Source organism: Streptomyces sp. WAC 04229 (genome assembly GCF_003947455.1).
In the GTDB taxonomy this organism is placed as follows: Bacteria; Actinomycetota; Actinomycetes; order Streptomycetales; family Streptomycetaceae; genus Streptomyces.
The window spans coordinates 1-14,556 of record NZ_QHJH01000184.1; the positions used below are offsets into that span (position 1 = coordinate 1).

The window sequence follows — 14,556 nt, forward strand, 5'->3', positions numbered from 1 at the left end:
CGCCCGCCGGGTCGAACACCCCGTAGGACGCCGCCCCGCCGTGGGTCTCGCCCCCCGCGGGGGCCTGACGGGGGAAGCCGGCCGTGGGACCCGTGCCGTGGCTCTCTATGCGGGGCGCACCGCCCTGCCCCGGCACCTGGGGAGGCTCGGCGGCGGGCCCCCCCCCCCCCCGCCCCCCTCCCGCCCCCGCGCCCCCCCCCCCCCCCCCCCGGGCCCCCCCCCCCCCCCCCCCCGCCCGCCGGGTCGAACACCCCGTAGGACGCCGCCCCGCCGTGGGTCTCGCCCCCCGCGGGGGCCTGACGGGGGAAGCCGGCCGTGGGACCCGTGCCGTGGCTCTCTATGCGGGGCGCACCGCCCTGGCCCGGCACCTGGGGAGGCTCGGCGGGTGCCGCACCCCGGCCGCCGTCCGTTCCGGTCCCGTGGGCCGGGGTGTCCCAGCCTGCGGATGCCGCACCGCTCCCACGCGCGGTGCCGCCCGTCACACCCGCGTCGCTGGAAGGGGCGCCCGACGGGCGGGGGCCCTCCGCGCGGGAGGCGCCGTCCGTGTCCCCCGCGTACCCCCCGTCGGCCACGCGCGCGTGCGCCACCTCGTCGGCGTCACCGAGGCCCGCCGCGGGGGCTGCCGCCCCGGACAGCCGTACGTACCCCTCCCCGTCCGGCGCGGTCGCCACCCGTGCCGCCGCCTCGCGCTGGACCGGCACCAGCCGCAGGGCCGACTCGCCGATCCGCAGCAGCGCGCCCGGCGCGAAGCGGACCGGGCGGTCGCCCACGCGGGTGCCGTCCAGCGTGGTGCCGTTGGTGGAGCCGAGGTCGGCGACCGAGACGCGGGCGTCGGGGGTGACGGTGACCGCGCAGTGCATCCGGGAGACGTCCGGGTCGTCGAGGGCGACATCGGCGTCGGCGGAGCGGCCGAGGCGGATCTGCCCGCCGTGCAGGAGGTGGACGCCGCCCGCGTCCGGGCCCGCGACCACGTGGAGCTGGGCGGGGACACCGGCCGGCTCGGTGTCCGGGTCGGGCTCGCCGGGGGCGCCCAGGCAGAGCACGGCGCCGTCGATCAGCGGTGGCTCGCCCAGGGTGCTGCGCTGGGTGTCGAGCCGGTGCGCGCCCGCGTACAGCACCACCTGACCGGTGCCCGGGGCCTCGCCGCCGGGCAGCGCCGCGGCCAGCGCGGAGGCGACGGCGGCCAGGGCGGTGCCGGCCGGCGCGGTGACCAGCACGTCGCTGCTCGCGGCGCGGCCCCCCGCCGAACCATGCGGGCCCAGCGGGTCTACGACGGTCAGCCGGATCTGCATCGCCGTCAGCGGTCCCTTCGCGCGGGCGCCCGCGCGCCGGTGCAGAAGCCGTGACCACGGTCACCCACCGCGGACTTCCCCCACCGCCACACGAGCACGTCGGCCAGTTCTCCCCGCATCCTCGCACCTGCCACTGACAACGCGCCCGTCTCCCGCCGTCAAATGATCTTGATTGGTCGGCTCTGACCCCAAAAATGCCTGACGGGTGCCTCGGAGATGATCGAAGCCCGTCGGCTTGAGATCGGTCACGTCCGGGCAGCGGCAACCAAGGGACCGGGTCGAGCGTCTTTCCTTCGAACACGGCCCGGGAGCGGAACGTAAGGCTTACCGGCGGGCCGGTGAGCACCACGGAACAACCGCGGAACGACGACAGCCCGGTGCCGGGAGCGCGGCATTACAGTGGGTCGGAACAGCCAGCAAGCAACTAGGAGCGCATGACGTGCGGCCGGTAGGCAGCAAGTACCTCCTCGAGGAGCCCCTCGGTCGCGGCGCGACGGGCACCGTCTGGCGCGCGCGCCAGCGGGAGACCGCGGGCGCCGAGGCGGCCGTGGCCGGACAGCCCGGCGAGACCGTCGCGATCAAGGTCCTCAAGGAAGAGCTCGCGAGCGACCCCGACATCGTGATGCGCTTCCTGCGGGAGCGCTCCGTCCTGCTCCGGCTCACCCACCCCAACATCGTCCGGGTCCGCGACCTGGTCGTGGAGGGCGAGCTGCTGGCGCTGGTCATGGACCTCGTCGCCGGTCCCGACCTGCACCGCTACCTGCGGGAGAACGGGCCGCTCACCCCGGTCGCCGCCGCCCTGCTCACCGCCCAGATCGCCGACGCCCTCGCCGCCAGCCACGCGGACGGCGTGGTCCACCGCGACCTGAAGCCGGCCAACGTGCTGCTGAAGCAGACCGGCGGCGAGATGCACCCGATGCTGACCGACTTCGGCATCGCCCGCCTCGCCGACTCGCCCGGTCTCACCCGCACCCACGAGTTCGTCGGCACGCCCGCGTACGTCGCGCCGGAGTCCGCCGAGGGCCGCCCCCAGACCTCCGCCGTCGATGTCTACGGCGCCGGCATCCTGCTCTACGAGCTGGTCACCGGCCGTCCCCCGTTCGGCGGCGGCTCCGCCCTCGAAGTGCTGCACCAGCACCTGAGCGCCGAGCCGCGCCGGCCCTCCACCGTCCCCGACCCGCTGTGGACGGTCATCGAACGCTGCCTGCGCAAGAACCCCGACGAACGCCCCAGCGCCGAGAACCTCGCCCGCGGCCTGCGCGTCGTCGCCGACGGCATCGGCGTGCACGCGAACAACGCGCAGATCGGCGCCGCCGAGAACGTGGGGACGCTCCTCGTTCCCGACCCGGCGCCCGCACAGGTCCCGGGCGACCCCGGCGCCGCCGACCCGACCCAGGCCCTGCCGCAGAACGGCGGCTACGACCCGAACGGCGCGACCAGCGTCCTGCCGCACACCGGCAACGCGCCCGGCGCCGCCGCCCCCACCGCCGTACTCCCCAACCGCGGGGCCGCCGACCCGACCGCCGTCATGCCGCCGGTGCCGCCCGGGCAGGGCCAGGGCGGGCAGCCCGGCGGGCCCGACGACCCGCACCCCTGGCAGAACCAGCTGCGCGCCGCCCGCGACCGCAACGAGCAGACGCAGGTCCAGTACCTCGACCCGAACCAGGACCCGCTGCGCCGCCGCCCCCAGCGGCAGGTCTCCCGCCCGCCGCAGCAGCCCCGGCAGGCCCCGCAGGGCCCGCCGCCCCAGCAGCCCGGCTACGGCTATCCGCAGCAGCAACAGCCGCAGCGGTACGCCACCCCGCAGCCGCAGCAGCCCCAGCGGTACGCGCCGCCGCCCACGCCGGAGCCCCGACCGCCCCGGCGTGAGCCGCGCCCGCCGCGGCAGCGCGGCGCGAACCCGATGCGCATCCCCGGACTGGGCTGCCTCAAGGGGTGCCTGTTCACGCTCGTCATCATGTTCGTGGCCGGCTGGCTGATCTGGGAGCTGAGCCCGCTCCAGGACTGGATCGGCACGGGTAAGGGCTACTGGGAGCAGCTCAGCGACTGGTTCACCACGGCGACCGACTGGATCGGGGACCTGGGCGGTTCGGGCGGCGGCAGCTCCTCCGGCAGCTGAGTCTGGAGATTTGTCGACATCCGGTGGGTGATTTCCGCCTCCGTTGTGAAGGTTGGCTCCGCGGACGCGTACTTTTAGGCGCAACACGCGTCGGTAGGAGCAGTCTTGGCACGGAAGATCGGCAGCCGGTACACCGCCCACCAGATCCTCGGGCGGGGCAGCGCCGGCACGGTGTGGCTCGGCGAGGGTCCCGAGGGGCCCGTCGCGATCAAGCTGCTGCGCGAGGACCTGGCGTCGGACCAGGAGCTGGTCTCGCGCTTCGTCCAGGAGCGCACGGCCCTGCTCGGCCTGGAGCACCCGCACGTCGTCTCCGTCCGTGACCTGGTGGTCGACGGCAACGACCTCGCCCTGGTCATGGACCTGGTCCGCGGCACGGACCTGCGCACCCGCCTCGACCGCGAGCGGCGCCTGTCGCCCGAGGCCGCCGTGGCCGTCGTGGCGGACGTCGCCGACGGCCTGGCCGCCGCGCACGCCGCCGGGGTCGTGCACCGCGACGTCAAGCCCGAGAACGTGCTCCTCGACATGCAGGGCCCGCTCGGCCCCGGCGGCTCCCACCCGGCGCTGCTGACGGACTTCGGGGTGGCCAAGCTCATCGACACCCCCCGGCGCACCCGCGCCACGAAGATCATCGGTACACCCGACTACCTGGCCCCCGAGATCGTCGAGGGCCTGCCTCCGCGCGCGGCGGTCGACATCTACGCGCTGGCCACGGTCCTCTACGAGCTGCTCGCCGGCTTCACGCCGTTCGGCGGCGGCCACCCCGGCGCGGTGCTGCGCCGCCACGTCACCGAGACGGTCGTCCCGCTCCCCGGCATCCCCGACGAGCTGTGGCAGCTCCTCGTGCAGTGCCTCGCCAAGGGACCCGCCTCCCGGCTGCGCGCCTCCGAGCTGAGCGTCCGGCTGCGCGAGCTGCTGCCGATGCTGGCCGGGATGGCCCCGCTGGACGTGGACGAGCCCGACGCCGAGCAGGAGGAGGACGCGCCCGAGGAGCCCGCGACCTCCTCGGCGCCCACCGGGGGACCGGTACGCCGCCGGGGAGCCGTGCCCCTGGTGCCGGGAGCGAAGCCGGCCGACTCCAACCGCGACACGCACACCTCGATGCGCGTACCCGCCCCGGACGAGCTGGCGGGCGGCGCCCGGGGCACCGCCCGCGCGCCGCGCGCCTCCGGCGCCCCACGCCCCGGCTCGGCCCGCAACCGCGCCGCCGCACGCCGCCGGCGCCTCGCCCTGGGCGGCGGGGCGGTCGCGCTGGTGGCGGCGATCGGCGTCGGCACATGGCTGGCGACCAGCGCCGACGACACCGACCGGGACCCCCAGGACACACGGAACTCGGCCCCGGCCTCCCCCTGACCCGGGGCGGCCGTACGCCCGCCGCCCGCGCCCGGTGCCCCCGGCCCGGCCGGGGCCGGTCGGTGGAGCCGTTACGCTGGACGCGTGGCAGTCGTCGATGTATCCGAAGAGCTGAAGTCCCTCTCCTCGACCATGGAGTCGATCGAGGCCGTCCTGGACCTCGACAGGATGAGGGCAGACATCGCCGTGCTCGAGGAGCAGGCGGCCGCGCCCTCCCTGTGGGACAACCCGGACGAGGCGCAGAAGATCACGAGCCGGCTCTCCCACCTCCAGGCGGAGGTGCGGAAGGCCGAGGCCCTGCGCGGGCGGCTCGACGATCTCGGCGTGCTCTTCGAGATGGCCGAGGAGGAGGACGACCCGGACACCCGTGCCGAGGCCGAGTCCGAGCTCACGGCCGTGAAGAAGGCGCTGGACGAGATGGAGGTCCGCACCCTGCTCTCGGGCGAGTACGACGCGCGTGAGGCGCTCGTCAACATCCGCGCCGAGGCGGGCGGCGTCGACGCCGCCGACTTCGCCGAGAAGCTCCAGCGCATGTACCTGCGCTGGGCCGAGCAGCACGGCTACAAGACCGAGGTCTACGAGACGTCGTACGCGGAGGAGGCCGGCATCAAGTCGACCACCTTCGCCGTGCAGTCGCCGTACGCCTACGGCACCCTCTCCGTCGAGCAGGGCACGCACCGGCTGGTGCGCATCTCGCCCTTCGACAACCAGGGGCGCCGCCAGACCTCCTTCGCCGGCGTCGAGATCCTCCCGGTGGTCGAGCAGACCGACCACATCGAGATCGACGAGTCCGAGCTGCGGGTGGACGTGTACCGGTCCTCCGGCCCCGGCGGCCAGGGCGTGAACACCACCGACTCCGCGGTGCGGCTCACCCACCTCCCCACCGGCATCGTGGTCTCCTGCCAGAACGAGCGGTCCCAGATCCAGAACAAGGCCACCGCGATGAACGTCCTCCAGGCCAAGCTCCTGGAGCGGCGCCGTCAGGAGGAGCAGGCCAAGATGGACGCCCTCAAGGGCGACGGGGGCAACTCCTGGGGCAACCAGATGCGTTCGTACGTGCTGCACCCGTACCAGATGGTCAAGGACCTGCGCACGGAGCACGAAGTGGGCAACCCCGAGGCCGTGTTCAACGGCGAGATCGACGGTTTCCTGGAGGCCGGAATTCGCTGGCGCAAGCAGCAGGAGAAGTAGCGCGACGCGGTTGCGCTCACGCCGCTTTGTCGACAAGGCAACTGCCGTCCACCGGGCGGCGGTTGCCTTTTCTCTGCCCGCCGTTCGCCGGTGATGTCCGGGTTTTACATCACACTCACACCCTTTGTGTCCGGCATACGTCCCGTACCCGGACATCGCGTACGCAATGGCCTTGACGTTGCTTTGAACATTCGCAAGGGTGAGGCGCGGCATGCGTATTTCTGGGGCGCATGTGAACCGGGGGGCATAAGCGCAGCCACCCCCGTCGATCACGGCCCCGAGCGCGGCCTCACTGACTAATCGGCTACTGGGGGTAGCAACCACATGACGAAGAAGACGCGCATCCGTGTCGCGCGCATAGCGGCCGGCGCCGTGATCGCCGCCGGTGCCTCGCTGACCGCCGCGGGTGCCGCCTCGGCGCTCGACATCGGTGTGAGCGCGGGTGTCGGCGACACCAACGTCGGCGTCGGCGTGAGCCTCGGCGGCGACACCGAAGGCACGACCGAGGGCACCACGGAGGGCACCACCGAGGGCACTTCGGTCGGCATCACCGAGGGCACCACGGAGGGCACGTCCGAGGGCACTTCGGTCGGCACCTCCGAGGGGACCTCGGAGGGCACGTCCGAGGGCACCAGCGAGGGCACGTCCGAGGGCACCTCGGTCGGCACCTCGGAGGGCACCAGCGAGGGCACCTCTGAGGGCACCAGCGAGGGCACGTCCGAGGGCACCTCGGTCGGCACCTCCGAGGGCACGTCCGAAGGCGCCACCGAGGGTGGCGACAACGGCGGCAACGGGAACAACGGCGGCAACGGCAACAACGGTGGCACCGGCGACAACGGTGACAACGGCGGTTCCGGCGACAACGGCGGCAACGGCAACACCGGTGGCACCGGCGGCAACGGTGGTGGCGGCGACAACACCACCCCCGACGGCGGCAGCAACGACAACGTCACCCAGGACGAGGGCTCCTCGGCCCTGACCGACACCGGCGAAGAGGCCCCGGCCTCCGACACCGCCGCCCAGGGCAGCGGTGACGAGCTGGCCGAGACCGGCGCCGCGGAGACCACGTTCCTGCTGGTCGGCGCCGCCACGATGATCGCCGGCGGTATCGGCTTCCGCCTGCTGCCGCGCATGATGAACGGTCGCGGCGGAGCCGCTGCCTGACGGTAGCCGTCGGGCTACGCACGGCACAGGCACGCGAAGGGGCCCGGAGCGCACAGCGCTCCGGGCCCCTCTGCCATGTCTCCGAAGGCCCTGTGGGCCCCTGCGCGCCCGTCAGACGGTCTGGTGGGCCAGCAGGGCCACCGCCGCGATCAGCACCGCCAGCAGCGCGATCAGCGTCATCGGGTTCAGGCCCGCCAGGGGGCCCTCGTGCTGCATCCGCTCGCGGTTCGCCCGGCACACCGGGCACCGGCCCTCGTTCACGGGCGCCGCGCAGTTCGCGCACACCAACCGGTCGTACGTCATGCGCTCGCCCTCCTTGCCGCCGGCTCCGTCAGGACAACGCCCGCAACGACACGAACGTTCCCCTTCCACTGTGCCAGGTTCCGGAGGACCCCGCGCGTCCTCCCGTCGGGGACAAAACGTGCAACTGATACGCAACCCAGACCGGTGACTGCGGTCCGCTCTCCGGTTCGCGTATGGTCACGCACATCTACCCCCGGCGACCCGTGGTGCATCCGTGATCCGATTCGACAACGTCTCCAAGGTCTACCCCAAACAGAGCCACCCAGCCCTCAGGGACGTCTCCCTGGAGGTCGAGAAGGGCGAGTTCGTCTTCCTCGTGGGATCCTCCGGCTCCGGAAAGTCCACCTTCCTGCGGCTGATCCTCCGCGAGGAGCGGTGCAGCCACGGCCAGGTGCACGTCCTGGGCAAGGACCTCGCCCGCCTCTCCAACTGGAAGGTGCCGCAGATGCGGCGCCAGCTGGGGACGGTGTTCCAGGACTTCCGCCTGCTGCCGAACAAGACGGTCGGCGAGAACGTCGCCTTCGCCCAGGAGGTCATCGGCAAGTCCCGCGGCGAGATCCGCAAGTCCGTGCCCCAGGTGCTCGACCTGGTCGGGCTCGGCGGCAAGGAGGACCGCAGGCCCGGCGAGCTGTCCGGCGGTGAGCAGCAGCGCGTCGCGATCGCGCGGGCGTTCGTCAACCGGCCCAAGCTGCTGATCGCGGACGAGCCCACCGGCAACCTCGACCCGCAGACCTCCGTGGGCATCATGAAGCTGCTCGACCGCATCAACCGGACGGGCACCACCGTGATCATGGCCACCCACGACCAGAACATCGTGGACCAGATGCGCAAGCGCGTCATCGAGCTGGAGAAGGGCCGCCTCGTCCGCGACCAGGCACGCGGCGTCTACGGCTACCAGCACTGACGACGAGGAACGAAAGGCTTAACGAGACGCCATGCGCGCCCAGTTCGTGCTCTCGGAGATCGGTGTCGGTCTTCGCCGCAATCTGACGATGACTTTCGCGGTCATCGTCTCCGTCGCCCTGTCCCTGGCCCTGTTCGGCGGGTCGCTGCTGATGAGCGACCAGGTCAACACCATGAAGGGCTACTGGTACGACAAGGTCAACGTCTCGGTCTTCCTCTGCAACAAGAGCGACGCCGAGTCCGACCCCAACTGCGCCAAGGGCGCGGTGACCGCGGACCAGAAGAAGCAGATCATGTCCGACCTCGACGAGATGGCCGTCGTCGACAAGGTGACGTACGAGTCGCAGGACGAGGCGTACAAGCACTACAAGGAGCAGTTCGGCGACTCGCCGCTGGCCAGCTCCCTCACGCCGGACCAGATGCAGGAGTCGTACCGGATCAAGCTGAAGGACCCGGAGAAGTACCAGGTCATCGCCACCGCCTTCGACGGCCGGGAAGGCGTGCAGTCCGTGCAGGACCAGAAGGGCATCCTGGACAACCTCTTCGGCCTCCTCAACGGCATGAACTGGGCCGCCCGCGCGGTGATGGCGCTCATGCTGGTCGTCGCCCTGATGCTGATCGTCAACACGGTGCGCGTCTCGGCGTTCAGCCGGCGGCGCGAGACCGGCATCATGCGCCTCGTCGGTGCCTCCGGCTTCTACATCCAGGCGCCGTTCATCATGGAGGCGGCTGTCGCCGGGCTCATCGGCGGTGGTGTCGCCTGCGGCTTCCTGGTGGTCGCCCGGTACTTCATCATCGACCACGGTCTCGCCCTGTCCGAGAAGCTGAACCTGATCAACTTCATCGGCTGGGACGCCGTGTTGACCAAGCTGCCGCTCATCCTGGCCACCAGCCTGCTGATGCCCGCGTTGGCCGCGTTCTTCGCGTTGCGCAAGTACCTGAAGGTGTGACACATGCCAAGAGGGCCGAACGGTCAAGCGACCGTTCGGCCCTCTCGTGTTGTCCTAGACTCACCGGCATGTCAGGTCGTGACCTGTTCTGTCAGCCCCGCCGCGTACGCCACGGGGCCGCCCTGACCTTGGTGTTCGCGAGTGTGCTCGTCGCGGGCGGGGTCACCGGCTCGTTCTCCGGAGGCGACCGGAAGCCCGAGTCGGACACCGCGCACCCGGCCGCCCCCGCCGAGCGGCACGACGCGGTGGCCAGGGCGGCCGCCGAGGCGCTGGCCGACGGCAAGTCCCCCGAGGAGGCCGCCGAACGCGCGGTCAGCCGCAGCGGGGACCGCTGGGGCGCCGTCTACTCCCACGGCGAGTACGAGGAGTTGGAGGACGCCCTGGACGGCCGGTACACCGGCGTCGGGCTCTCCGCGCGCCGCGAGCGCGACGGCCGCATCGAGGTGACCGGGGTGCGCTCCGGCTCGCCCGCCGCCGACGCCGGGATCCGCGAGGGCGACCGGCTGCGCAGCGTCGACGGCGAACGGGTCGACGGGCGGCCCGTCACCGAGGTCGTCGCCATACTGCGCGGCGACGCCGAGGCCGAGCCCGCCGGCACCGCCGTCCGGCTCGGTCTGGAGCGCGGCACACGCGCGTGGAGCGAGACCGTGCGCCGGGCCAGGCTCTCCACGGAGCCCGTGACGGTACGCACCCTCGCCACCGGCGACACGGTGATCAAGGTCAGCTCCTTCACCAAGGGCGTCGGCGCACAGGTGCGCGACGCCGTACGGCGGCTGCCGTCCGGTGCGGGAGTCGTCCTGGACCTGCGCGGCAACTCGGGCGGTCTGGTCTCCGAGGCGGTCGTCGCCGCCTCCGCCTTCCTCGACGGCGGCCTGGTCGCCACGTACGACGTCGACGGCGAACAGCGGGCCCTGCACGCCGAGCCCGGCGGCGAGACCACCAGACCCCTGGTCACGCTCGTCGACGGCGGCACGATGAGCGCGGCCGAACTCCTCACCGGAGCCCTCCAGGACCGCGGCCGGGCCGTCGTCCTGGGCTCCCGCACCTTCGGCAAGGGCTCGGTGCAGATGCCGAGCCGACTGCCCGGCGGCTCGGTGGCCGAGCTGACCGTCGGGCACTACCGCACCCCCTCCGGCCGCGGCGTCGACGGCACGGGCATCACACCGGATCTGGAGGTCGACCCGGCGAAGCCGGCCGCGCTGGAACGGGCGCGGACGGTACTGAGCGGCCTGGGGCCGACCGCGTAATCGGCTTTCCGCGACCCCCCTCGGTAGTGCCAAAATGGTTGCACTATGGCTAAGGAAAAAGGGCGCAAGCTGATCGCGCAGAACAAGAAGGCGCGGCACGACTACCAGATCCTCGACACCTACGAGGCGGGACTCGTCCTGTCCGGGACCGAGGTGAAGTCGCTGCGCCAGGGACGGGCCTCGCTGGCCGACGGCTTCGTGCAGCTGGACGGACACGAGGCGTGGCTGCACAACGTGCACGTGCCGGAGTACAGCCAGGGGACCTGGACCAACCACAGCGCCCGCCGCAAGCGGAAGCTGCTGCTGCACCGCGTGGAGATCGACAAGCTGGAGTCGAAGTCCCAGGAGACCGGTCACACCATCGTGCCGCTGGCCCTCTACTTCAAGGACGGCCGGGCCAAGGTCGAGATCGCGCTGGCGCGCGGCAAGAAGGAGTACGACAAGCGCCAGACGCTCCGCGAGAAGCAGGACCGCCGCGAGGCCGAGCGGACGATCTCCGCGATCCGGCGCAAGCAGCGGGCCTGACCGCCGGGAATAGGCTGGCACCCCGGTGCGTTGGTCCCGTAGGATGGCATCCGCACCTCACAGCGGGTGCACCGCCCCCTTCGGAGGGCTTGAAAAATCAACATGGGGATGATCGGTTTCGACAGCGGCTGTCGAAGCAGGGGAAGCGTGTCGAGGAAGCGGCCATGATCTCGTAAACCACAGGCCGAAAAAAATAATCGCCAACACCAAGCGCGATTCCTCCCAGCAGGCCTTCGCCCTCGCTGCCTGATCTCAGGTAGCAGAGCGAGCCTCCTACTACGGGAGTGTCAGCCCGGGGCTGTTCCCGACCCGGATCCTGGCATCAGCTAGGGGACTAAACCTTGATCCCGGTCACGGGGTGAAGAGGGAAATCAAACAGTGACTGAGCCCGTCGGAGACTTGTCCGCGTGATCTCCGGGGCTGAGAAAATCGAAGCGGACTGCACACGGAGAAGCCTTGATTCCGCACCGTTGGACGCGGGTTCGATTCCCGCCATCTCCACGAGGTCGAGGGCGGCCTGGCTCGCGCAGCGCGAGCCAGGCCGCCCTCGACGTTTTCCCGCCGCCTACCGGGAGCCCGCGGCGTTGCGTGTCGCCCGGGCAGGCGAAGCCGTCATCCCGCGACGCGGACCCGCCGGGGCGGCAGCAGGGTGAGCATCAGGGCCACCGCGGCCGCCGTCACCGGGATGCCGTAGGCCGCCGCGGCCGACGTGTGCTCGACCGTCCAGCCGCCCACCGCGCTGCCACAGGCGATGCCGCCGAGCAGGCCCGTCACCGCGAGGGTCATGCCCTCGTTCAGGCGGCCCTCCGGGGTGCGCTGCTGGACCATCGTCATGGTGGTGACCATGGTCGGGGCGGTCGACATCCCGGCGATCAGCAGGGTGAGCGCCAGCAGCGGCAGGGAGCCGGTGAGCGAGGCCGCCAGCAGCGGCAGCGTCAGCAGGGCCGTCATCGCCGCGACGCACCACGGCAGCCGGTGTGCGGCGGGTCCGGCCGGTTTCATCGCGCCGTACAGCAGGCCGGCCGCGCAGGAACCGGCCGCCTGGAGTCCGAGGACCACACCGGCCGCCGCGCGGTGTCCCTGTGCGTCCGCGAACGCGATGGTGACGACCTCCATGGCCCCGAACACCCCGCCCATCGCGAGGCACACGACGAGCAGCGGCGGGATGCCCGGGGCGCGGAGGGGAGCCTTGGCGGTCGGGCGCGGCCGGGCCGCGGGGGGCTCGGTCGAACGCTGGGCGGCGAACAGCAGCATGCCGCTCACCAGCAGCACCACCCCGACGAGCGTGCCCGCCTGCGGGAACAACGCCGTGCACAGGAAGGCCGCGAGGACCGGCCCGAGCATGAAGCACAGCTCGTCGGCCGCCTGCTCGAAGGAGTTCGCGGTGTGCAGCGCGTCGGCGTCGCCCTTCAGCAGGTGGTTCCAGCGGGCACGGGCCATGCCCCCGGTGTTGGGGGTCGTCGCGGTGGCGGCGTAGGCGGCGAACAGGGTCCAGACGGGCGCGCCGTAACGGACGCACAGCAGCAGGGCGAGCGAGCCCAGCGCGGCGATCAGGGTGGCGGGCACGGCGATGCGGGCCTGGCCGTACCGGTCCACGAGCCGCGCCGTCCACGGGGCGACCAGGGCGGTCGCCGCCAGTCCCGTCGCGGTGACGGCGCCCGCCAGGGCGTACGAACCACGGGTGCCGGCGATCATCACGACGGCGCTCACACTGAACATGCCCATGGGCAGCCGCGCCATGAGGTTCCCGATCGTGAACGCGCGGGCGCCGGGTGTGGCGAGGAGCCGCCGGTACGGGCCGGGCGGCCGGCGCCGGATGCGCGGGCGGAAGTCGGCGGCGACCAGGGTGTCGGCGGTGACGGCGAGGAAGGCAACGGAGGAGGTCTGCGGGGAACGGCGGGCGAAGGTCGGTTGCGGCATGCACCTACCGTGGCCCGGAGGCGATCAAGGGGTCCAACACCTACTCCGTCGTCATTCACGCACTCCTGTTGTAAGTTCGCCGGATGCCCGCACCCGCCCACCTCGACCCCCGCCTGCTGCGCGCCTTCGTCACCGTCGCCGAGGACCTGCACTTCACCCGCGCCGCCGCCCGGCTGTACGTCGCCCAGCAGGCCCTGAGCCGGGACGTACGGCGCCTGGAGCGGGAGTTGGGCGCCGAGCTGTTCCTCCGGACCACCCGGCAGGTGACGCTGACCGCCGACGGCGAGCGGCTGCTGCCGTACGCCCGGCGCGTTCTCCAGGCGCAGGACGAACTCCTGGCCGCCTTCGGACAGGCCCGCCCGCTGCTGGTCGACCTCAACTCCCCGGGGCTGGTCACCGGCCGCCTCGTCCTGGAACGGGCACGCGAACTCGCCCCCGGCCAGGAGCTGATGGCGCGCTACGAAAGCGGACTGACGTACGCGGCCGCCGAAGTGATCGCGGGCCGGATCGACGCCTCCTTCGGCCGGTTCGCGGGCCTGCCCCCGACGCTGCGGGCCGGACTCGGCCACCAGCCCGTGCGCCACGAGCCGATGGCGGTCGTCCTGCCGGAGGATCATCCGCTGGCCGGACTGGACGAGGTCCCGCTCTCCGCACTCGCCGGGGAGCGGGTGTACGCCGGGGCCGGCAACCCGCGCACGCCGGAGTGGACCGACCTCGCGCACCGCCTTTTCGAGGGGCGCGGCATCGACGTCGCGCCACCCCTTCCGCTGGCGATGGGGGAGGAGGAGTTCCGGCGGATCATGGAGAGGACGCGGCATCCGATCCTGGCGGTGGTGGGCTTTCCGGCCATGGCGTCGACCGTCGTACGCCCCCTCGTCGACCCCGTGCCGCTGTCGCCGGTCTCACTGGTCTGGCGAAGAGGACTCGTGCACCCCGCGCTGGACGCGTTGCGCCGGGCGGCGGCGCAGGTCGCGGCCGAAAACGACTGGCTCCGGACCCCCGCCCAGGGATGGATTCCGGCCGCCGACAGCGCTGTGATGTCCGCCCACAATTGACACGTGGCCACCACGGATCCTCCGCGTGCGCTACATTCTCTGCCTGAGCACGGTGTGATACAGGGGGCGCTCGAACCTGGTGGGGGCCGGTTCTACCGACGAGTGCTCGGAGTCGTATGCGCACCCGGAAGTGTCCCGTGGGGGGAAGTGCGCACGCGTGAAGAATTGGCAAAAAGACGCCCAACCGGAGTGGCCCGAGGTCGAGTCCGGGGGTCGTGAACTCTCGGAGGCAAGACCCGATGCTGACGTCACCGAGGTGCTTCCGCCGACCCACTCCTTCCCACCCGCGGGAGGGTCTCCGATGACCGCGCCGGCGTCCGGCGGGTCCGGTCCGGGGTGGTTCGGCAGCGGTCCGGGTGACGGCGCTCGCCGCCAGGGGAGCGCCGGCAACGGCGGGCCGGAGATACTCGGTTCCCGAATAGGCCGGGAGTACCCGGGCCCCGAGGCCTTCGGCCGGCAGCCGCGCATAACCTGGGGCAACACCGACGCGGCCGCCCGGGCGACGCCGGTCGCCCCCACCACCCCGATACCCCCGGC

Annotated in this window: 12 protein-coding genes, 1 other RNA gene and 1 pseudogene; 11 read left to right on the plus strand and 3 right to left on the minus strand. The window is 72.3% G+C overall.

Features of this window, described 5'->3' with window-relative positions; all coding sequences use genetic code 11:
- Positions 1 to 1,292, minus strand: a 1,292-nt coding sequence (locus tag DMH12_RS31200) for an FHA domain-containing protein (protein ID WP_185832654.1), incomplete at its 3' end; no start/stop codon positions are given.
- 439 nt (positions 1,293 to 1,731) lie between these two features.
- On the opposite strand from DMH12_RS31200, the gene DMH12_RS31205 reads away from it, so the two are divergent.
- The 4 genes from DMH12_RS31205 (at position 1,732) to DMH12_RS31220 (ending at position 7,116) form a co-directional block, all read left to right on the plus strand.
- Positions 1,732 to 3,411 (plus strand): serine/threonine-protein kinase, encoded by a 1,680-nt coding sequence (locus DMH12_RS31205; RefSeq protein WP_125494765.1) that lies wholly within the window; start codon positions 1,732 to 1,734, stop codon positions 3,409 to 3,411.
- 105 nt (positions 3,412 to 3,516) lie between these two features.
- Entirely contained in the window at positions 3,517 to 4,761 is a 1,245-nt protein-coding gene (locus tag DMH12_RS31210) for a serine/threonine-protein kinase (RefSeq protein ID WP_125494766.1), read from the plus strand.
- Positions 4,762 to 4,845: 84 nt separating this feature from the next.
- The gene (prfB, locus tag DMH12_RS31215; RefSeq protein ID WP_064728181.1) at positions 4,846 to 5,952 is read left to right on the plus strand and encodes a peptide chain release factor 2; all 1,107 of its coding nucleotides are present in this window, start codon (positions 4,846 to 4,848) and stop codon (positions 5,950 to 5,952) included.
- Between the two features lie 324 nt (positions 5,953 to 6,276).
- Positions 6,277 to 7,116 carry a hypothetical protein gene (locus DMH12_RS31220; protein WP_125494767.1) on the plus strand — a complete coding sequence of 280 codons (840 nt, stop codon included), beginning with the start codon at positions 6,277 to 6,279 and terminating at the stop codon, positions 7,114 to 7,116.
- A gap of 111 nt (positions 7,117 to 7,227) precedes the next feature.
- On the opposite strand, the gene DMH12_RS31225 is transcribed toward DMH12_RS31220, so the two are convergent.
- The gene (locus DMH12_RS31225; protein WP_125494768.1) at positions 7,228 to 7,419 is read right to left on the minus strand and encodes a hypothetical protein; all 192 of its coding nucleotides are present in this window, start codon (positions 7,417 to 7,419) and stop codon (positions 7,228 to 7,230) included.
- Positions 7,420 to 7,633: 214 nt separating this feature from the next.
- Between DMH12_RS31225 and ftsE the strand changes: the two genes are divergently transcribed.
- From ftsE to ssrA, 5 genes are all read left to right on the plus strand, one after another.
- Complete coding sequence (gene ftsE, locus DMH12_RS31230; protein WP_043372426.1) at positions 7,634 to 8,323, plus strand: cell division ATP-binding protein FtsE; 690 nt, start codon at positions 7,634 to 7,636, stop codon at positions 8,321 to 8,323.
- Positions 8,324 to 8,354: 31 nt separating this feature from the next.
- Positions 8,355 to 9,272, plus strand: a complete 918-nt coding sequence (gene ftsX, locus DMH12_RS31235; RefSeq protein WP_125494769.1) for a permease-like cell division protein FtsX — start codon at positions 8,355 to 8,357, stop codon at positions 9,270 to 9,272.
- Positions 9,273 to 9,340: 68 nt separating this feature from the next.
- Entirely contained in the window at positions 9,341 to 10,519 is a 1,179-nt protein-coding gene (locus tag DMH12_RS31240) for a S41 family peptidase (RefSeq protein WP_185832655.1), read from the plus strand.
- 45 nt (positions 10,520 to 10,564) lie between these two features.
- Entirely contained in the window at positions 10,565 to 11,044 is a 480-nt protein-coding gene (gene smpB / locus DMH12_RS31245; RefSeq protein ID WP_052841735.1) for an SsrA-binding protein SmpB, read from the plus strand.
- Between the two features lie 104 nt (positions 11,045 to 11,148).
- Positions 11,149 to 11,548, plus strand: a transfer-messenger RNA (tmRNA) gene (ssrA, locus tag DMH12_RS31250).
- Between the two features lie 108 nt (positions 11,549 to 11,656).
- Here the strand turns inward: ssrA and DMH12_RS31255 are convergent.
- The gene (locus DMH12_RS31255; RefSeq protein ID WP_185832656.1) at positions 11,657 to 12,964 is read right to left on the minus strand and encodes an MFS transporter; all 1,308 of its coding nucleotides are present in this window, start codon (positions 12,962 to 12,964) and stop codon (positions 11,657 to 11,659) included.
- 83 nt (positions 12,965 to 13,047) lie between these two features.
- Between DMH12_RS31255 and DMH12_RS31260 the strand changes: the two genes are divergently transcribed.
- On the plus strand, positions 13,048 to 14,019 hold the full coding sequence (locus tag DMH12_RS31260; RefSeq protein WP_125494770.1) for a LysR family transcriptional regulator: 972 nt from the start codon (positions 13,048 to 13,050) through the stop codon (positions 14,017 to 14,019).
- Between the two features lie 301 nt (positions 14,020 to 14,320).
- Positions 14,321 to 14,556 (plus strand): annotated as a pseudogene (locus tag DMH12_RS39480) (hypothetical protein); the annotation flags it as partial.